The organism is Maribacter sp. ACAM166, assembly GCF_005771495.1.
Taxonomy (GTDB): domain Bacteria; phylum Bacteroidota; class Bacteroidia; order Flavobacteriales; family Flavobacteriaceae; genus Maribacter.
Genome location: NZ_VAUW01000034.1, coordinates 15,572 through 36,817 on the forward strand (window position 1 = coordinate 15,572; position 21,246 = coordinate 36,817).

General features: G+C 34.8%; 18 protein-coding genes. 12 read left to right on the forward strand and 6 right to left on the reverse strand.

Annotation, left to right across the window (positions count from 1 at the left end):
- Positions 1-40: 40 nt before the first annotated feature.
- Positions 41-1,351, reverse strand: a complete 1,311-nt coding sequence (locus ES765_RS17125; RefSeq protein WP_138115567.1) for an ABC1 kinase family protein — start codon at positions 1,349-1,351, stop codon at positions 41-43.
- Between the two features lie 17 nt (positions 1,352-1,368).
- Positions 1,369-2,022 carry a TetR family transcriptional regulator C-terminal domain-containing protein gene (locus ES765_RS17130; RefSeq protein WP_138115568.1) on the reverse strand — a complete coding sequence of 218 codons (654 nt, stop codon included), beginning with the start codon at positions 2,020-2,022 and terminating at the stop codon, positions 1,369-1,371.
- A 370-nt stretch (positions 2,023-2,392) separates the two neighbouring features.
- Between ES765_RS17130 and htpG the strand changes: the two genes are divergently transcribed.
- The gene (htpG, locus tag ES765_RS17135) at positions 2,393-4,285 is read left to right on the forward strand and encodes a molecular chaperone HtpG (RefSeq protein ID WP_138115569.1); all 1,893 of its coding nucleotides are present in this window, start codon (positions 2,393-2,395) and stop codon (positions 4,283-4,285) included.
- A 75-nt stretch (positions 4,286-4,360) separates the two neighbouring features.
- Here htpG and ES765_RS17140 read toward each other — a convergent pair whose 3' ends face one another.
- Both ES765_RS17140 and ES765_RS17145 read right to left on the reverse strand, forming a co-directional pair.
- Positions 4,361-5,173 (reverse strand): inositol oxygenase family protein, encoded by an 813-nt coding sequence (locus ES765_RS17140; RefSeq protein ID WP_138115570.1) that lies wholly within the window; start codon positions 5,171-5,173, stop codon positions 4,361-4,363.
- 41 nt (positions 5,174-5,214) lie between these two features.
- A complete protein-coding gene (locus tag ES765_RS17145) occupies positions 5,215-6,813 on the reverse strand; it encodes a solute:sodium symporter family transporter (protein WP_138115571.1) in 1,599 nt (532 codons plus the stop codon).
- Between the two features lie 91 nt (positions 6,814-6,904).
- Here ES765_RS17145 and ES765_RS17150 point away from each other — a divergent pair, with 91 nt between their 5' ends.
- The 3 genes from ES765_RS17150 to ES765_RS17160 are packed head-to-tail and all read left to right on the forward strand — an operon-like array spanning position 6,905 to position 9,739.
- Positions 6,905-7,540, forward strand: a complete 636-nt coding sequence (locus tag ES765_RS17150) for an MOSC domain-containing protein (RefSeq protein WP_138115572.1) — start codon at positions 6,905-6,907, stop codon at positions 7,538-7,540.
- A 19-nt stretch (positions 7,541-7,559) separates the two neighbouring features.
- Positions 7,560-9,353, forward strand: a complete 1,794-nt coding sequence (locus ES765_RS17155) for a DUF885 domain-containing protein (RefSeq protein ID WP_138115573.1) — start codon at positions 7,560-7,562, stop codon at positions 9,351-9,353.
- Positions 9,354-9,382: 29 nt separating this feature from the next.
- Positions 9,383-9,739, forward strand: coding sequence for a MauE/DoxX family redox-associated membrane protein (locus ES765_RS17160; RefSeq protein WP_138115574.1), 357 nt, complete (start codon positions 9,383-9,385; stop codon positions 9,737-9,739).
- A gap of 57 nt (positions 9,740-9,796) precedes the next feature.
- Here the strand turns inward: ES765_RS17160 and ES765_RS17165 are convergent, their stop codons facing one another.
- Positions 9,797-10,381: a hypothetical protein gene (locus tag ES765_RS17165; protein WP_138115575.1), complete on the reverse strand. Its 585-nt coding sequence runs from the start codon at positions 10,379-10,381 to the stop codon at positions 9,797-9,799.
- A 216-nt stretch (positions 10,382-10,597) separates the two neighbouring features.
- On the opposite strand from ES765_RS17165, the gene ES765_RS17170 reads away from it, so the two are divergent.
- From ES765_RS17170 to ES765_RS17180, 3 genes are read left to right on the forward strand one after another with little or no spacing between them, the layout of a single operon-like run.
- On the forward strand, positions 10,598-11,470 hold the full coding sequence (locus tag ES765_RS17170; protein ID WP_138115576.1) for an AraC family transcriptional regulator: 873 nt from the start codon (positions 10,598-10,600) through the stop codon (positions 11,468-11,470).
- Complete coding sequence (locus ES765_RS17175; protein ID WP_138115577.1) at positions 11,470-12,069, forward strand: alpha-ketoglutarate-dependent dioxygenase AlkB family protein; 600 nt, start codon at positions 11,470-11,472, stop codon at positions 12,067-12,069. The genes ES765_RS17170 and ES765_RS17175 overlap by 1 nt, the downstream gene beginning before the upstream one ends.
- A gap of 59 nt (positions 12,070-12,128) precedes the next feature.
- A complete protein-coding gene (locus ES765_RS17180) occupies positions 12,129-12,407 on the forward strand; it encodes a TIGR03643 family protein (protein ID WP_138115578.1) in 279 nt (92 codons plus the stop codon).
- On the opposite strand, the gene ES765_RS17185 is transcribed toward ES765_RS17180, so the two are convergent.
- On the reverse strand, positions 12,408-13,199 hold the full coding sequence (locus ES765_RS17185; protein ID WP_317131435.1) for a S1/P1 nuclease: 792 nt from the start codon (positions 13,197-13,199) through the stop codon (positions 12,408-12,410). It lies immediately after the preceding gene.
- 71 nt (positions 13,200-13,270) lie between these two features.
- Between ES765_RS17185 and ES765_RS17190 the strand changes: the two genes are divergently transcribed.
- From ES765_RS17190 to ES765_RS17210, 5 genes are all read left to right on the forward strand, one after another.
- Positions 13,271-15,532, forward strand: coding sequence for a transglycosylase domain-containing protein (locus ES765_RS17190; protein ID WP_138115579.1), 2,262 nt, complete (start codon positions 13,271-13,273; stop codon positions 15,530-15,532).
- A gap of 89 nt (positions 15,533-15,621) precedes the next feature.
- Positions 15,622-16,473 (forward strand): SPFH domain-containing protein, encoded by an 852-nt coding sequence (locus ES765_RS17195; RefSeq protein ID WP_138115580.1) that lies wholly within the window; start codon positions 15,622-15,624, stop codon positions 16,471-16,473.
- Between the two features lie 60 nt (positions 16,474-16,533).
- Positions 16,534-16,701: an Arc family DNA-binding protein gene (locus tag ES765_RS17200; RefSeq protein WP_138115581.1), complete on the forward strand. Its 168-nt coding sequence runs from the start codon at positions 16,534-16,536 to the stop codon at positions 16,699-16,701.
- Between the two features lie 63 nt (positions 16,702-16,764).
- On the forward strand, positions 16,765-18,963 hold the full coding sequence (locus ES765_RS17205) for a DUF5916 domain-containing protein (RefSeq protein ID WP_138115582.1): 2,199 nt from the start codon (positions 16,765-16,767) through the stop codon (positions 18,961-18,963).
- Between the two features lie 87 nt (positions 18,964-19,050).
- Positions 19,051-21,246, forward strand: a complete 2,196-nt coding sequence (locus tag ES765_RS17210; protein ID WP_138115583.1) for a DUF5916 domain-containing protein — start codon at positions 19,051-19,053, stop codon at positions 21,244-21,246.

Consider the following 21,246-nt stretch of genomic DNA (forward strand, 5'->3'; position numbering starts at 1 on the left):
AATGTAACAAACACTATCAACAAGGATGTTTTCTGAAATTTTAGTTCAAATATTTCTTGTAGTTGTTTACGTTAATATTCGCTCTTAGGTCGTGCAGTAGATTATAAAGTCCAAAAAAAGTACGATTCATATAAAGAAAGTGCTTTGACCCTCTATTACCATTCATCTTTCGAATCTGTTTGTCAGAAGCTAAATGTTCACCCAAATCTGCTAGTTGACCCCAAAATACCTCATTTCCAAAATCGAACTCCTCTTTATGAAAAGGTGATGTAAAGAGACTTAATAGCTCATGAAAAAGAGATTTAAAAAATATAATATCGTCTGGTTTATCGGTAGCAACCAAAATTTCCAACTCGTATAACTTATCTGTAAAAATAGTATCGTTAGATAAGCTCGCAGGTTTTGCTAGTTCAAAATAGGGTATGTAAAATGAATCTGGCACTTCCTTAATACACCCGAAATCGATTGCTATTAATTCTTCGTTATCATTTACTAAAAAATTACCTGGGTGAGGATCGGCGTGTACTTTTCTTAAACCATGAATTTGGAACATATAAAAATCCCAAAGTGCCTGACCTAATTTGTTTGCCGTTTTCTGAGAAAAATCTGTTTTGGTAAATTCCCCTAAATGTATACCGGTCATCCAGTCCATCGTAATTATTCGCTCGCTTGAAAGATCCTCATAATAATTTGGGAATTTCATATGAGCTATAGCCTTACAAGCTTCCGTGATTTCTTTACTTTGAGTTAGTTCTAACCAATAATTAGTTTCCTCAATTAACTTGTATTCAACTTCCCTAAAGTATTTATCAGAGTCTTTCCCTTTAAGGTTAAACATACGCATAGCAATTGGTTTCACTAATGCCAAATCACTACTTATGCTTTGTGCAATACCTGGATATTGAATTTTCACCGCCAGATTTCTACCATCTTTTGTTGCTTTATGCACTTGACCAATACTTGCGGCATTGATTGACTCCTTTTCAAAGGTATCAAAGACTTCTTCTGGATATTTGCCTAAATATTTCTTGAACGTTTTACGAACCAAAGGTGCAGATAAGGGAGGAACAGAAAATTGAGAAAGTGAAAACTTGTCTACATATGCAGTGGGAAGCAAGTTTTTCTCCATGCTCAACATTTGGGCGACTTTTAGTGCGCTACCCTTAAGTGATTTTAATCCATCATATATATCCGTAGCGTTATTCTCATTCAACTCATCTCTAGTAATTTCTGGATTGATAATTTTCTTGCTAAAATATTTAGCATAATTACCCCCTATTTTAGCACCAGTGCTCACCAATTTACTGGCTCGCTCAATCTTTCCTGTAGGTATATTATCTAGTGTTTTCAAATCGCAAATCCTAAGAGTTAAACAAATGTTTCTTTATAGAGAAATTTTCCAAAATCGAGTAAATTTTCCAACGGTGTGTTATCGAACACATCGAAAATAGTATTGACCGATTTTTCAATAGCAATATCTGTTTTTTCAAAACCGGCAGAATCATCAGACTTCCAAAAATTCAATAAGAACATAAATTGAAGCCATGCTCCTTCCGAAAACAACTGAGGATTATGCTTTATCAACTTCAAGTTTTTATTCTCATTACCGGCATCGATTAACTCTTTCGCAAATACCTTAATATCTTTTCTAAGACCTTTCAATTGACCAATATTCTTAAGCGAATTATTGGAGTTTTCGATAACGAACAAAACATAACTTCTATTTAATGTCAATACCTCAAAAAAAGTGTAAAAGAAGGTGAGCATTTTATCCCTATTGGTAAAATCATGATACTCTTCATTCTTTTTCATTACTGTTATAGTGTTGACAAAGAAAGATGACCAAATACCTTTTTCAATGGCACTGATTGAACCAAAATGAAGATAAAAATCTGATTCAACTATTTTATTGACCTTACAAAACTTATATACCGATTTTGGAACTTTCTCATGTTCCAAAACATAATCCATAAACATAGACACTATTGACTCTTTAGTTATTTTTTTTGTTTTAGCAGACATATGACATTAATTTTTAAAGTGCGATGCCGATGGCATATTCAACAGTGTTTTTTAACATTAATTAGTGTTAAGCAAAAGCGTGCTATTAATTAATAGCACGCTTTATAACAACCCAACCAATAAATAATCAACATGTGATTATGTGTTAAAAATCTTTTTCATTGCAATTTTTATAACCACACTACAAATATACATTATGTTTAATCTTTTTAATCAATTCATAAACAAAAATTTTTGTTAAACTTTAATAGCGCGTATTACTGTCAGTTTGTCACAAACTGTAAGTGTGGTATTTTTTTTGACTCTCTAATTCTATATTAATTAATATAATAGAATAACCACAAGCATTGTGGCGTAAAAAATATAACATATGGCAACAGGTAAAATTAATGTGTCGGTAGACAACATTTTTCCACTCATCAAGAAATTCTTGTATAGTGATCATGAAATTTTTTTAAGAGAATTAATTTCAAATGCAACAGATGCGACGATAAAATTAAAGCACTTAACGACCATTGGCGAGGCTAAGGTTGAATACGGCAATCCACTTATTGAAGTTAAAATTGACAAAGAAGGTAAAAAACTACATATTATAGATCAAGGTCTTGGTATGACCGAAGAGGAAGTGAAAAAATATATTAACGAAGTAGCTTTTTCTGGAGCTGAAGAGTTTTTGAATAAGTATGAAGATGCTGCAAAAGATTCAGGTATTATAGGCCATTTTGGATTAGGTTTCTATTCTGCTTTTATGGTTGCTCATAAAGTTGAAATCATAACAAAGAGTTATAAAGATGAACCAGCAGTAAAATGGTCATGTGATGGCTCTCCTGAATTTATTATGGAGGAGGCTACTAAGGAAGACCGTGGTACTGAAATTATTCTTCATATAGCAGATGATTGTACGGAATTTTTAGAGGAAGGTAAAATTAGTAGTTTGCTGAACAAGTATAATAAGTTCATGCCTATTCCAATTAAGTTCGGTACTAAAACTGAAACTTTACCAAAACCAGAAGGCGCTAAAGAAGAAGATAAAGCACCTACTGAAGAAGTAGACAACATCATTAATAATCCTAATCCGGCTTGGACTAAGCAACCTGCAGATTTAAAGGAAGATGATTATAAAAGTTTTTACAGAGAGCTTTATCCTATGCAGTTTGAGGAACCATTGTTCCACATACATTTGAATGTTGACTATCCTTTTAACCTTACTGGAATTCTCTATTTTCCGAAACTTTCAAATGATCTAAACCAACAAAAAGATAAAATTCAATTATATCAAAACCAAGTTTTTGTAACTGATAATGTTGAAGGAATTGTTCCTGAGTTCTTGACTATGTTGCGTGGAGTAATAGATTCGCCAGATATTCCATTGAACGTATCACGATCCTACCTACAAACCGATGGTGCAGTAAAGAAGATATCTTCATACATCAGTAAAAAAGTAGCCGACAAATTGAACTCGTTATTCAAAAATAACCGAGAAGAATTTGAAGCAAAGTGGAACGATATTAAAATCGTTATTGAATATGGTATGCTTTCTGATGATAAATTCTTTGAAAAGGCAGATAAGTTTGCGCTTTACCCGACGGTAGATGGAGCGTTCTACACTTTTGATGAGTTGCAAGAAAAACTAAAGGACACCCAAACCAATAAAGATGACAATTTGGTTCTTCTTTATGCGTCTGACAAAGAAGCACAGCACAGTTATATAGAAACTGCAACGGCTAAAGGGTATGAGGTACTTTTATTGGATTCTCCTATCATAGGCCATTTAATGCAAAAACTAGAAGGTTCTAAGGAGAAAATATCCTTTGCCCGTGTAGATGCAGATCATATTGATAAGTTGATTCAAAAAGAGGAAACTCAGATTTCCAAATTGTCTGATGAAGAAAAGGAAACTTTAAAAACCGAATTAGAAAAAGTAATAGGAGAAAAAAGCAGCTATACCGTACAATTAGAAGCTATGGATAGTGATGCATCACCTTTTACCATTACAGAGCCAGAGTTTATGCGTCGTATGAAAGAGATGCAGCAAACCGGTGGCGGAGGTGGTATGTTCGGCATGGGTGCTATGCCAGAAATGTATAACCTTATCGTTAATACAAACCATGCGTTAGTTAGTGAAATATTAACTACAAAAACAGCCAAGAAAAAGGAACGTTTGGTCAATCAATCATTAGACTTAGCCAAACTAACTAAAGGTTTACTTAAAGGTAAAGACTTGACAGAGTTTATTAAACGAAGCTACGAGATGGTGAAATAACGTGTAGTAATATTCAGTGAATTAAAAAACCGCTTCATAACTGAAGCGGTTTTTTTAATTATTTTTTTAATCGGACTACCAGTATATTGGTCCGCTACCCAAATATTTTTCAGCAATTGGCCGATAGTAATCAAGCACATCTTCTAAATTATAAATCTTCTGGCTCTTAGTATAAAGATCGTATGTATTGAAATCTTTGATGATTTGTAAATACCCGGCATCTTTCTCATTTACAATTTCTTGATAAGCTCCACCAGAATGCCATGGATAAAAAGAGTGGTAACGTATCATCACCATTGCCTCTGCAGGTAATGTATTAGTTTTATGATTGTTTAGAACCTGATACAAATATTCATCGTGGCCCCACGCTAAATCAACATTATCTATACCACAACCTTTTTGGTAAATTCCTGTTGGTGTATTGTATTTTTCATTGTGCATATCTTTATTCAAACTATTGAATTCCGGATAAACACAGGAGTCCGGTAATTTACAACCTACAATGAAAACATCGCCAACCATACCCCATTGCTCATCTTGACTGGTACCGTCTTCATCACAACCTTTTAAAAACATTACTTTCCCCAAATCATGAATCAAACCTGTTAATTGCATCCAATCGGGTCTACCATCTGCTCGTATAGCTTCGGCACTTTGTATTAAATGCTGAATGTTAGGTAGATTAATATCTGGATCACTAACATCAATAAGATTATTTAAATGCCGCATAGCATCCCATAGTCCCATAGGCTTATCGAACGCTAAATATTTCTTATGCATATGCTGCACATAATCTAACGTTTGGTTTTTCCTCATTTTACGGTAATGTTCTTTTACCGCAACAGATATATCTGGTGCATCATAGTCTCTAAATATTTTTTTTTCCATGGTTTTCAAATTAATTTAATGATTCAAATAATACTAAAATTTTAAACACTACCCAAAAGAACATACAGAATCACTGTAAATACCACTAAAAATAAGCTAAATGGCTTAGCATATTTCCACGGTTTTAAATCCAGTTTTCCAGCGTCTTTCATTTCAAATTTATCCTCTTTTGAGAAAAAGTATGAAACCAAATGCATGACTATTATGTTAAGAACAAATTCTAAACCCCAAATATGTACAAAATGAAGATTGATTTCGAAACCAAAATTCATGATAACATAAAACAGTAAGCCGAATAATAAACCAAATTTAGCACCAGTGGCTGTAACCCTAGGAAATAAGAAACCTGCTATAATAACACTCGCAATAGGAATAAAGAAAATTCCATTTAGTTCTTGTAAAAGTTGATAAAGTCCTTCTGGTGCATTGGCAACAAAAGGCGCAATGGCGATAGCAAATATGGCAAGAATTGCCGAAGTCAACTTTCCAATTCTTACTAATTTAAGTTCACCAATATTCTTATTTATATACCGTTTAAATATACCCAAGCTGAATACAGTTGCAGCACTGTTCAAAGCACTATTGAACGTACTCAATATTGCACCCATCATAACTGCCACGAAAAAACCTGTGAGCCATAAGGGCATTACTTTTTTAACCAATAGCGGATATATACTATCTTGATCATCGAAGTAGGTTTCTCCGAAATAATAAAATGCAATCAATCCTGGTAAAACGATAATCAGTGGAACCAATATTTTTAGTAGACCAGTAAACAACAATCCCTTTTGAGCTTCCTTTAAATTAACAGCTCCCAGTACCCGCTGTATAATAGATTGGTGCATGGTCCAAAAATAAAGTTGGTTCACCATCAACCCAGTAAATAAAACTTCAAATGGCAATATCGCAGTACGCGCCCCCTCACCAACCCCAGACTCATCACTTATAACATTAAACTTTTCTGGACTGTTATTAAAAACCATTTCTAAACCGCTTAACATATTACCTTCACCAATACTTAATAATGCCAGTATAGGCACCAATAAACCGGCGACTAATAATCCAAAACCATTAATTGTATCGGTATACGCTACCATTTTCAATCCTCCGAATATCGCATAAACCGCTCCTAAAACCCCAACGATTAAAATGGTTATAAATATTCCTTGTTCTTGACTTACATTCAATAGGGTTGAAATCTCAAAAATCGCCTCGATATTAAGCGCTCCGGTATAAAGAACTATGGGTAATAATGTAGCTACAAAAGATATAATTAACAATAATGCTACCAACGTTCGGGTCAACCCATCAAAGCGTTTTTCTAAATACTCGGGTATTGTAGTCAACCCCATCTTCAAATACTTAGGGGCAAAATACAAAGCACCTATCACCAATGCTAACGCCGAAGTCACCTCCCAAGCAACAATCATAGCTCCATTTTTATATGCCGAACCATTCATACCTACTAAATGTTCTGTAGATATATTGGTCAACAATAATGACCCCGCAATTACAATTCCGGTTAAAGACCTACCTCCTAAAAAGTAACCATCTTGAGTATCGAGTTTGTCTCTACGTAATTTCCATGTAGCATAAAAAGCAACAAAGCCTGTAAATAGTATAAATGTTAAAAATGCCATTGTATAAATGTAAAAAATACTTTTTTAACGATACCCTTTTTGTTGAAGTTGGTATAAATATATTTAAATCATTGTTTAGTATATTTAGGGCATGAATATTATCTCTACTAACATCGGAAAACCGGTAACTTTTGAATGGAACGGTACGGTCGAACAAACAGGAATCTTTAAATATCCCACAGAAAAAAGCCTTTTCCTTACCAAGGATGATGTTAAGGATGATACCATCATAGACCGTGTACACCACGGTGGCATAAATAAGGCATGCTATCTATTTTCATCTGATTACTACGATTATTGGAAGAATTTATACCCAGAACTAAAATGGGATTGGGGAATGTTTGGTGAAAACCTAACGATTGAAGGTCTCGATGAATCGACAATACGTGTCGGCGATATTTATGAAATTGGCGATGCCTTGGTTCAGGTATCCCAACCACGAGAGCCTTGTTATAAATTGGGTATACGTTTCGGAAGTCAAAAAATACTAAAAGAATTTATAGCGCATAATCACCCTGGCACGTATGTAAAAATAATTAAAGAAGGCCATGTTAAAAAAGGTGATGAAATGATTTTAAAAGAGAAATCAAAAAACTCACTCACCACTCAACAATTTTATGAACTGATGTTTGCCAACATAAAATCGAAAGAACTTCTCGACCTGTTTATGGCAAATGAATCTGTACCACAATATAAAAAAGACAGATTCAAAAAATACCTATCATAATTTTAAACTAACAATTTTAATGAAAAAGATACTACTAATTTGCGCTCTAATTTCTGGGCTAATAACCATAGCACAAACAAGAAACAATCCTAAAAAAATAGCAAACCCTACCATGCATAATATTGGGTTCAGTTCTTTGTTAACCAATTATTACGAAGATGGGCTTAAGCTAAATCCCTTAAACGCTACATTTCAAGGAGACAATAGATACAACGATACATTACCCAATTTCCTATCTAAATCTTACAAAGAAAAACTAAAGCGGTATTATACCAGCTATTTGGCGAAATCAAAAAAGTTTGAAGCTACCAGACTTTCTGAAAGTGAAGAAATGTCCAATGCCATTCTAAAATGGGAGTGTGAAGTAAACCTAGAAGGGCTTTCTTTCAAAAATTACACACCGATAGACCAAATGTGGTCAATGAATTTAATGATTGGACAGTTAGCTGGAGGAAGTAGCGCCCAACCTTTTAAAACTGTCGAAGATTATGATAATTGGTTAAGCCGATTAGATGATTATGTGGTTTGGCTTAATTCGGCAAAGAATCAAATGATAGCTGGTATTAAGGCAAAAAACGTGCTGCCAAAATCTTTAATATCTAAAGTTTTACCACAATTGGAAAGCGTTATAAAAAATGAATTGGAGTCCAATTTATTTTACACACCTATTAAAAATTTCCCGCCAGAGTTTTCTCCATCTGATCGTATGCAGTTAACATCAGACTATGTGACCATGATTAATAATAACATTATTCCGGCCTATAAAGACTTGTATGATTTTATGGCTAATGAATATTTGAATGCTGGTCGTGAATCAAGCGGAATACAAGGCATACCAAATGGAGATGCTTACTACGCACATCAAATAAAATTATACACTACAACAACGTTAACTGCAAAAGAGATCCATGAAATTGGATTAAAGGAAGTTGCTAGAATCAGTGCTGAAATGAAGAACGTAAAGCAGGAAGTTCGTTTTTCTGGTACTCTAAAAGAATTTTTTGATGAAGTTCGTACTAAAAAAGAATTGATGCCTTTTACAGAACCTCAACAGGTAATTGACAACTTTAATGATATCCATCAAAAAATGATTCCCCAAATAAATGCCTTGTTCAGTAAACAACCTAAAACTCCTTTTGAGGTTAGGCGTACTGAATCTTTTAGGGAAGCTTCCGCTAGTGCTGAATATAATCCTGGTTCTTTAGATGGCACCAGACCCGGTATATTTTATGTCCCCATACCAGATGTAACATCGTACAATACATATTCTGATGAAGATTTATTCTTACATGAGGCTATACCTGGACATCATTTTCAAATTTCCTTGACTCAAGAAAACAAAAACCTTCCAGAATTTAGAAAAACCTTGTGGTACAGTGCTTATGGTGAAGGTTGGGCATTATATACAGAATCATTAGGAAAAGAACTAGGGCTTTACAAAGACCCTTATCAATATTTCGGAATGTTGGGTGCTGAAATGCACAGAGCCGTTCGACTGGTAGTCGATACAGGTTTACATTCTAAAGGATGGACCAGAGAACAGGCTATTCGATATTCATTGGAAAATGAAGCAGAATCTGAAGCCAGTATTACGGCAGAAATTGAACGCTACATGGCAAACCCAGGTCAAGCTTTATCTTATAAAATAGGTCAATTAAAAATTCTAGAACTACGCTCAAAAGCAGAAGCAAAATTTGGTAATGATTTTGACATCAGATTATTTCATGAAAAAATTCTTGAAGTTGGTTGTGTTCCCCTCGCTATTTTAGAGGGTAAAATGCTGAATTGGATTAATTCTGATACGAAGTCTTAAATTACAACGCACTTTTAAATCAACTCTAAATGATATTTCCTTGGCATCTATATCTAATGGCCGCAGTTTATATATTGGCAGGTATAATGCATTTTATAAAACCGAAAGTGTATTTGAGAATTATGCCTCGATACCTTCCCTTTCATAAGCAATTGGTATTACTGAGTGGTATTGCCGAAGTAGTATTGGGTATTGGTCTTCTTTTTAGACCTACACAAAATAGCGCTATATATGGAATAATTACTATGCTAGCTGTATTTCTACTAGTTCACTTATACATGTTATCTAGTAATAAGGCTGCTGCCGGTTTTCCTAAATGGGTATTATTACTGAGATTACCACTTCAGTTTGTACTTATGTTTTGGGCTTTTTGGTACGTAAAATAGTAAACAAAAAAAAGGGGACGCTCCCGTCCCCTTTTAATGAAATCAACTTAAATCAATTTAATTAACAACAAACTCTTCGGTATACGTTTTGCCTGCAGACTTAACAATTACAGTATAAACACCTGGAAAAGCATCTGTAAAATTGAATGCTTTTTCAACAATCATTTCATCTGCTACTTCATGTGAAAATACAGTTCTACTTTCAGCATCAAATATTTTAATAGACAACTTAGATTTATCCAAGTTTAAATAGTTCATAAGAATCATATTGTCAGTCTTTCTAAAAACAGGCTTAATATCTTCAGCAATAGCAACAATTTTTAGATTATTGTTCTCTAAAACAATTGTGTATGAATAATTTTTCAAATTATCCTCGGCTGATAAGAAATAAACCCCATCTGTCAAATCTTTAAGATTTAATTTCTTACTGAATAGACCCGCAGACATTCTTTCTGAATAAATAACATTCAAGTCTGCATCCATTAACTTTACCTGTACACCTTTAGAAGATGCATCCATTGTCAAAACCACACTCTTGGCTTTTCCTGCAGATAATAAGTTCAATTTTGGCTCTCTTGCAATGCCGGCTACTGTAGCGAACATAAAGGCAACTACTGTAGTGATTTTTATAATGTTTTTCATTCTAAATTCTTTTAAAGGGTTAATGATAATTTACACTACAAACATACGGTCGTTATCTAGCGCTCACTACATCATATTTTTCCGATTTATGTTCTATTTTAACCATCATACTCGACATTCGCCCTTCCTATGTTAATAATACACATATTTTGGTTAATTTCGCAGAGATTAAGGGTATAACGATTATCTAATTGTTATGTGTAAACTTATAGTATCATGGTAAAACAGAAACCTACTTTTGAAGCCATCGAACCAGATTTCGGCCATTCTTTTACATACCAGAAATTTGATGAGCACAGACTGAACAAAAACAATGTATGGCATTATCACCCAGAACTAGAATTGGTTTATGTAAATGGTGGCTCAGGTAAGCGGCAAATAGGCAGCCACGTATCTTATTATACCAAGGGAGACCTTATATTAATAGGTAGTAATCTACCACATTGCGGATTTACCGATGCCCTTACCGGCAACACAAGTGAAACGGTTGTACAGATGAAGACCGATTTCTTAGGAACCAATTTCTTTAAACTTCCAGAAATGAAGAAGATCGAAAGCCTCTTCAATGTAGCTAGTGGAGGTATTGCTTTTTCGGGTAAAACAAAACGAAAAATAGGTGATAAAATGGAGGTGTTGGAATATCAAACAGATTTTCAACGCTTATTATCCATTCTTAATATATTAAATGAGTTGGGCAACTCAGACGATATGCGATTATTAAATGCAGAGGGATTTTCTTTTGCAACCGATGTAAAGGATAATGACCGTATCAATATTGTATTTAACCATGTTAAGACTAATTTTCGGGAAGAACTTACCCTGGAAAAAATATCGTCTATGGTTAGTATGACCATACCTTCATTTTGTAGATACTTCAAAAAAATCACGAATAAGACCTTCGTTCAATTCGTAAATGAATATCGATTGGTGCATGCCTCTAAATTATTGGCAGAGAAACCAATGAGTATAACAGAGGTTTGTTTCGAATGTGGTTTTAATAATTTTTCACATTTTAATAAATCATTTAAGGCGTTTACAGGACAAAATCCATCTGAATACAGGAAGGAATTAAAAACAGTTGTAGTCTAATGCATAATCTTTTCAATGATGTTCGAATTTTGAAGCTACCAGATAGTGAAATCAGTTACCATCCTAGCTTTATTTCACCTACCAAAGCCGATGACTATTTTCAAAATCTAAGAGATACAACTCCCTGGCAACAAGATGATATTACCGTTTTTGGCAAAAGCTACCCACAACCAAGGCTAACCGCTTTATACGCAAATAATAACAAGCCTTATTCCTATTCGAGCATTTCTATGCAGCCCAGCGTATTCACTAAAGAATTGCTTGAAATAAAAAATATGGTTGAGAGCGTTGCCCGAGTAGAATTCACGACCTGCCTAATCAATAGATATAGGACCGGAAGAGATAGCAACGGTTGGCATGCGGATAATGAAAAGGAACTAGGAAAAAACCCAGTAATCGCCTCTATAAGTTTAGGTACCGAACGTTTCTTCAATTTAAAACACAGTACAAACCCAGCTTTAAAACACAAACTTTTATTAGAGCACGGTAGTCTTTTAATAATGAGGGGGGAAACGCAGCATTTCTGGAAACACCAAATAGCGAAAACTGCAAAGGTGATCGGAGAACGTATCAATCTAACTTTTAGAATTATTAAATAATACTTAAAGTCGATTAGTCTTTAGCCTAAATAATAGCTAGTTAGTATCTTTACCTGGTTATGATAAAAGAATTTAACGAACGAGAATTAGACCGAATTATTGAAATGGCCTGGGAAGACCGCACCCCCTTTGAGGCCATCACTTTTCAATTTGGTATTACTGAACAAGAAACCATCGAAATTATGCGCCGAGAAATGAAGGCAAGTAGTTTTAGAATGTGGCGCAAACGAGTTCAGGGTCGGGCAACCAAACATGCTAAATTAAGAACAGATGAAACTGACCGATTTAGATGCTCAAGACAAAGAACTATTTCGGGCAATAAAATATCAAAAAGGTAATTATTTAAACACGTCGTTCAAAACTGATGCAAGGCGTATACCTCCTTTTTGCAATTGGTCGGCTACGGTATCCCACCAGTCGTAACTATATCTATATCCTAATTTCTCCCCAGTCGCTACAGATTCATATACGCTTTCGGCCAATTGATGCGACTCTTCTACCCAATCCAACAATGTGCCATCTTGTAAATAGCGAACCTGTTGTTTACTCATTTCTGGATATTCAAAAGCAAGTTCTGTAAAACTCATACCATTATCGGTAATCATATTAGAGTCCCATACTCTATGCAAGTTTGTGCCTTTCCCAAACCATTGTAGCTGTATATCATTACCTCCCTTGTCTTCTTCCCTGCCAACATGCATTGGTTGATGAAGGTCTCCTATCAGATGTACTAAAAACTTCAAATAGAAAACTTTATCTTCTCTACTGCTTGTTTCATCCTTAATAATGTCAATACATGAATTTATGCCTTGCACTAAATCGCCATATTCGTTTGGCTCTACATCAGCATATGTTTTATCAAAAGGAATATTTACATAATGCCAAGCACTGAATTTACTATAAGCACGATCCGCTTTTATTTCATCACCAAAATTTGCGACCGCCGCTAAACTTTTTCCATCCAATAAATTTGAAATGGCCCGTTTCGCCTTTTTACTAAGATATTGCTCGGCTACTTCACCAACAACCCTATGGCCCGTTTTAGACCAAACCATGTCGTTGGCAAAAGTGAAATTTGCGACTAAGACAACTAAAATCAGAATACTCTTCATCATTAAAAATTTGCTCAAAAATAGGATTTCATATTTTAAGGTATTGTTAAAACTTCGGTAAGGTTAAATTTATAGTAGAACTTGCGGCAATGAAGAAAAAGTCATCTGTAAAATCAATACGTAAACTAAAAGTTCTAAAAATTATTGGTTTTGGAATTCTTGGCTTTTTTGCCTTTTGTATCCTATTTATTGGCAGTGTTAATGTGGGCATATGGGGGCAGATTGCATCAAAAAATGAACTTTCAAATTTTCAATATCAAATTGCATCCGAAGTATTTACAGCCGATAGTGTACTTATTGGCAAGTATTATCTGTACGACCGTCAACCTGTAACCTACGCTGATTTTCCCGAACATTTAAAGCAAGCCTTAATTTCTATCGAAGATGAACGATTCTATGACCATTCTGGAATAGATTTTAAAAGTTTGTTACGTGTTGGTTTTAAAACACTACTTATGGGTGATAACTCATCTGGTGGCGGTAGTACCATCACCCAACAATTAGCAAAAAATCTGTATCCTAGAAAAGAACGAAATTCAACCAACCTAGTAGTTAATAAGGTTAAGGAAATGATCATTGCCAAAAAACTAGAGAAAATTTTTACAAAAGATGAGATATTGACGAATTACCTCAACACCGTATCCTTCGGTGATAATACCTTTGGTATTGAAAGTGCCGCCCTCAAATTCTATAATTCACGCACCAAAGATATCACTGCACCTCAAGCAGCTACTCTAGTAGGAATGTTGAAAGCTACCTATGGCTATAATCCAAGATTGTTTCCTGAAAAAAGTCAAAATAGAAGAAATCTGGTATTGAATACGATGAATAGCAATGGCTACCTTTCTGATATACAAGTAAAACAATTTACGCAAGAAGAATTAAAACTTGACTATCGGGAGTTTGATTATAATGCAGGTATAGCTCCTTATTTTAGAGAAGAGGTACGTAAAGAAATGCTGCGATGGGTAGCGGACCATGATAACAATGGAACTGACTATAATATCTACACGTCGGGTCTAAAAATATACACGACACTAAATTTTAAAATGCAAAAATTAGCAGAAAATACAATGGTTGAACATATGACCAAACTGCAAGGTGATTTTGAAAAAAGTTATGGTAAAAATGCTCCATGGCTAAAGGATGAAAATCTGATACAAAAAATTGCAAAAAGAACTATTTCCTATAAAAAGTTGCAAAAATCGGGTCTGTCGCACGAACAAATCGTTGATAGCTTATCTAACGATAATCGAGAACGAACTTTTAATACTTGGTATGGTGACGAAGAAAAAGTAGCTAGTACGATGGATAGCATACGGCACTATACCAAATTTTTGAACACGGGCTCCTTAACAATTAACCCTACAAATGGTGAGGTCCTAGTTTGGATCGGTGGAATAAATTTCAAACAGTACAAGTACGACCATATTTCACAAAGTAAGCGCCAAGTAGGCTCCACCTTCAAACCAATTGTATACACTACCGCCTTAGAGCAGGGTATTAGACCCTGCACCTATTTTTCTGCAGAAGAAGTAGAATATGACAATTTAAAAGGATGGACACCCGGTAATTCTGGAGATAAAGATGAAGCATACCTTAATTATTCTATGGAAGAGGGGTTGAGCAATTCTGTAAATACTATTGCAGTTAAAGTTTTGGAAAAGGCAGGTATTGGCAATGTTACAACTATGGCGAAATCAATGGGTATTACCGAAAAACTTCCCCATGAACCTTCTATCGCCTTAGGAACGGGGGAAATTAAAATTCTTGAACTGGCTCAAGCATATACCAGCTTTGTGAATAATGGAAAACATCACAAACCTATTTTGATAAAAAGAATTACGAATCAAAAGGACTCTGTTCTGGCAGAATTTAAATCTGAACTGAGTAAGCAATCTGCTTTCTCTAAAGAAACTGGGCAAATAATGATTGAAATGTTGAAGTCAACCGTTAATTCTGGAACTGCATCAAGATTGCGAAGTACGTATGGACTCAAAAATGATATAGCCGGAAAAACAGGTACAACCCAAAATAATAAAGATGCTTGGTTTGTGGCACTTATGCCAAAGTTTGTTCATATTACTTGGGTAGGCCTCGACCAACATGAAATCGGCTTCAGTAATACAAGCATCGGTCAAGGAGCCAATGCCGCTCTACCATTATTTGGGCTTTGGATGCAACAATTGAATAAGAACACCCATTTTGACCCTTACACAAAAACTACTTTTCCAAAGCCATCATCTTCGGTAATAGAAGCTTTGAATTGTGACCCTGTAAAACGCGATGGTTTTTTCAAACGCTTATTTAAGAATCCGAATAAAAAGAAGACTAAAAAATTTAATGGTTGAATTACTTGCTTTTCCACTTTAACAAGATAAACATATTTTAATTTAAATTATTTTGATATATTTATGATATCATTTTAATATCATAAATTATGGAAATAGAAAAAAACCACAGTGCAAAGAATGGCTATGTAATGCTTTTTGTTCTCATAGCTTTATTAATAGGAGGAATAGCGCTACTCAGAGTTTACGTAGGTGCCTTTATGATATTTGCAGCCCTAATAATGTGTGCAGGTTTTGTCCTTGTAAACCCAAACAGCTCTAGGGTTTTACTCTTATTTGGTAAATATGTAGGTACTATTAAAGATAATGGACTTTTCTGGGTAAATCCATTATACACGAAAAAAAGAATTTCATTAAGGGCTAGTAATTTTGACAGTGAACGATTGAAGGTTAATGACAAATTAGGAAACCCTATCATGATAAGTACCATTTTGGTTTGGCGGGTGACAAATACCTACAAAGCGGCTTTTGATGTAGATGATTATCAAAATTTTGTACGTGTTCAGACCGATGCCGCAGTTCGTAAATTAGCAAGTATGTACCCTTACGATAATTTTGCAGATGAAGGTCTTGACGAGGATATCACCTTAAGATCTAGTGTTAACGAAGTAAGTGATGCACTAGAGCAAGAAGTTCAAGAACGCCTATCCATGGCAGGAATAGAAGTGCTTGAAGCACGTATAGGCTATTTGGCTTATGCGCAGGAAATTGCAAACGCCATGCTAAAGAGACAACAAGCCACTGCTATTGTTGCAGCAAGACATAAGATAGTTGAAGGTGCCGTTAGCATGGTAGAAATGGCTTTGGAAGAATTGAGTAAAAAGGATTTGGTAGCTTTGGACGATGACCGGAAATCTGCCATGGTCAGTAATCTTATGGTTGTATTATGTTCGGATAAGGATGTATCGCCAATAGTAAACGCAGGAACGTTAAACCACTAATTCATAATACTTAGGTAATCATTGTTCCAAGGGTTATAAACTAAAAAGTTTAATTTCTAAATGAGTAAGAAAAAACCTTTTGCATTGCGGGTAAATGAAGAAATGCTGCAAGCTATTGAAAAATGGGCTGCAGATGAGTTTCGCAGCACCAATGGGCAAATTGAGTGGATGCTTATGAAAAGCTTAAAAGAAGCTAAAAGGGAGCCTAAACAGAGTAACCCAGAATAAATTTAGCATTTTTTTAACGAAACAAAAACTTAGATTTGGTCAATCAATAAACAACCCCCCAAAATGACCAAGTACATCAGCACGCTAGTGCTTTTACTTTTTTGCTTCCATATAAAAGCCCAAACATCAAACAGCTCTTTTATAGTAAAGCAAATTAATGCCTCAATTGATCCAGATGGAATTCTTGATGAACCAATTTGGGAAACTGGGGATTCAGCTAATAATTTCTGGGAATATTTTCCATTAGATTCTATACAGGCCAAAAAGCAAACCGAAATAAAAATGTTGTATGACGATGATAATCTTTATGTCGGTATAACCGTTTATACTGTTGGTAATGATTACGCCATACAATCTTTAAAAAGAGATTTTAGAGCTGGTAATAGCGACAACATAACGTTACTTTTCGACACCTTTAATGATGGTAATAATGCGTTTCTTTTTGGAATTAACCCTTACGGAGTAAGACGTGAAGGTCTGGTATCTGGTGGTGGATTAAATTTAAATGGATTTACCATTTCATGGGATGTTAAATGGAGAGGTAATGCTAAGATATATGACGGATATTACACTGCTGAAATGGTAATTCCACTAACTGCATTCAAATTTAAGGAAGGTGAAACAAAATGGAGATTCAACAGCTATAGATTTGACACCCAATCTAACGAGAATAGCACGTGGATGAATATTCCCCAAAATCAAAATATTTATGGTCTTACCTTTATGGGAGACATGATATTTGAAAAGCCTTTGGGTAAATACAGGACTCCCCTAGCCTTCATTCCCTATGTCAATATGATTTCTCAGAAAGACTTTGAATTAGATGAACCTAATACTACTATTAAAGTTGGAGGTGACGTCAAAGTTGCTATTGGGAATAGTATGAATTTAGATATAACGGTGAATCCAGATTTCTCTCAGGTAGAAGTAGACAACCAAATAACCAACCTTACACGTTTTGAAGTATCCCTACCCGAAAAAAGACAATTTTTCATAGACAATAGTGACTTGTTTGGTAGTTTTGGAGGAAGTAGGGATGCTAATCCGTTCTTTTCTCGAAGAATCGGTATCGCAAAAGATACTGCCGATAACTCAGTAGAAAATAAAATTATTGGAGGTGTTCGTTTGAGTGGAAAAGTCACTAAGTCCCTTAGATTAGGATTCTTGAACCTACAAACCGCTGAAGACCTTGACTTGAACATAGCTTCAAATAACAATACCATGTTGGCGTTACAGCAATCTGTATTTGGACGCTCTAATATTGGCATGTTCTTCATTAATAGAGAAACTTTTAAAGAATATGATTTTCAAAATCCAGAAGACCGTTATAATAGGGTTGCCGGAATAGACTATAACCTAATTTCAGATAATAATGTTTGGAACGGTAAATTTTATCTACATAAATCTTTTGCTCATAACTCAGGCGATAAAGCCTTTTCATCAGGAGCTTTTTTACAGTATAATTCTAGAAATTGGAACTTTTTTGAGGATGTAGCTTATATAGGTGAAGATTTCAGATCGGATCTTGGTTTTATTCGCAGAACCGATATTTTTAAAACTGCAACGATGGTAGAGCGTATTTTTTGGCCAGAAGATAGTGCCGTGCAAACCCATAGTTTTAAATTTTTTCCGATAATAACATGGAGTCCAGATAATGATTTTTTGAATACAGACTTTGAATTGATGGGTTCTTGGGAATCAAAATTCAAAGATCAATCAGAAATCAGTGTTGATTACAGTAAAACCTATACCTACCTCTTTGAAGAGTTTGATCCAACCAATATAGATGGTGCCATACCATTACCAGGTGAATTAGGGTATCATTACAATAGCATTTCCTTAGAATACAAATCAGATAGTAGAAAACGATTTGCATATGCAATTCAACCGGCCATAGGAAGTTTCTTTAACGGAGACCGTTTTTCAATAGAGGGGGAACTGTTTCTGAGATTCCAACCAAAGGTATTTTTATCCTTGGCCATGAACTACGATAAATTAAAACTACCTGCTCCCTACTCTAGTGCAGATATTTGGCTCATAAGTCCTAAAATCGACGTAACATTTAGTAAGTCAGTATTTTGGTCCACACTGGTTCAATATAGTAATCAACGAGACAACCTTGGCTTCAATTCAAGGCTGCAATGGCGTTTTGCACCTTTGTCAGATTTGTTCATTGTTTATAATGACAACTATTTTGTCAATTCCTTTGAACCAAAATACAGATCCATTAATTTAAAATTGACATATTGGCTAAATATCTAGTCTAAAAAATAACTCTAATTTAACGGGCCAATAAATCAATTTACGCTACCAACCATTTAGATTTGAGAACCAACAAGCAATACTCCTATGACAAAAGTTTTACTTGCCTTTATTTTCCTGATTACAACCACCCTTTTTTCTCAAAAAGAGCCTAAATCATTTATCGTAAAACATATTTCTGAAGGTATTATTGCAGATGGCGTATTAGACGAGCCTATTTGGGAAATGGCCGAAAATGCTACAAATTTTTGGGAATATTTCCCTTTAGATTCTATTCAAGCTAGGGAGCAATCAGAAATTAAGTTACTCTATGACGACAAAAACCTTTACATAGCCATTAAGGCACGTTCTGTTGGAGAAAACTATTCATTACAATCTTTAAAAAGAGATTTTAGGGGAAGTGGTAGTGATAGTTTTTCACTTGTTTTTGACACTTTTAATGACGGTACAAACGCATTTTTGTTTGGCATAAACCCTTATGGCGTTCGTAGAGAAGCACTAATTTCGAATGGCGGTGGGGGTCCACAAGACTTTAATCTTTCTTGGGATGTGAAATGGAAAGGTGATGCCAAAATGTATGATGGTTATTTTACAGCAGAAATGATTATCCCTTTTACTTCCCTTAAATTTAAAGAAGGTACGACCAAATGGAGATTTAATAGTTACCGCGTAGACACCCAGTCTAATGAACGCAGTACTTGGACAAGAATTCCCCAGAACCAATCGATTTATAATTTGGCATTTATGGGAGACTTGGTTTTTGAAAGGCCTTTGGGTAAATCAACAACCCCATTAGCAATCATACCATACATCAACACACTATCACAAAAAGATTTTGAGAATAATGAAAGTCTGAACGATTTTAATTTTGGGGGAGATGCAAAGGTATCAATAGGGAACAGCCTTAACCTAGACATTACGATAAATCCAGATTTTTCACAAGTAGAAGTAGATAATCAAGTAACAAACCTAACCCGGTTTGAGGTTTCCCTACCCGAAAAACGACAATTTTTTATTGACAATAATGATCTTTTTGTAAGTTTTGGGGACCAACGAGATGCCAACCCCTTCTTCTCTAGACGTATTGGGATTGCAGAAGATAGTGCTGGTAATGCCATAGAAAATAAAATTATTGGAGGTCTAAGATTAAGTGGAAAACTCACAAAAAATTTACGTGTTGGCATACTGAATATTCAAACTGCTGAAGACCTTGAAAATGAAATTGCATCAAACAATAATACCATGATTGCTTTGCAGCAAAAAGTCTTTTCTAGATCAAACATTGGCATGTTTATCATTAACAAACAATCCTTTAAAGGATACGACTTTGTTAGTCGAGAAGATGAATACAATCGTGTTTTAGGTCTTGACTATAATTTAGCCTCAAAAGAAAATCGATGGAACGGCAAGTTCTTTGCCCATAAATCATATAGTCCAGATGATAATGAGGGTAATATAGCAAGCGGCATGAATATGCGTTTCAATTCTAGAAATTGGAACTTTTACAATAAAACGGTTTACGTTAATGAAGATTTTTCATCTGATTTAGGCTTTGTTCGCAGAACAGATATTTTTAAGGGAATTTTAAGTGCAGAACGCGTATTTTGGCCCAAAAGTGGCCCTATTCAAAAACATGCGTTTCAAGTATTTCCCATATTTATATGGAGTCCAAAAAATAATTTTCAAAATACCGACTACGATTTTAGAAGTAATTGGTCTGTAAATTTCAACAATCAATCGCAAGCCGAAATTGGAATTTCTAATAAGTACACCTTTCTATTTGATGATTTTGACCCCACTGATACAGATGGAGCTATTCCAATACCAGGAAATCAAGGTTATCATTACAATAATGCCACAGTAAACTATCAATCTGATATGCGTAAAATTTTTTCCTATAGAGTAGAGTCTAACGTGGGTAGGTTTTTTAACGGAAATAGATTCTCATTAGAAACGATGATGACCATGCGCTTCCAGCCAAAAGCCTTTGTTTCTATATTATTAAATTATGATCAGATAACCTTACCAAACCCTTATCCAAGTGCAGATATTTGGCTCATAAGCCCTAAAATAGATATCACTTTCAGCAAATCTATATTTTGGTCAACTTTGATTCAATACAGTAACCAACGAGATAATCTTGGTTTCAATTCAAGGCTACAATGGCGTTTTGCTCCACTGTCTGACTTATTCGTGGTATACAACGATAACTATTTTGTGAACAATTTTGAACCCAAGTATAGATCTATAAATTTAAAACTTACCTATTGGTTAAATATTTAA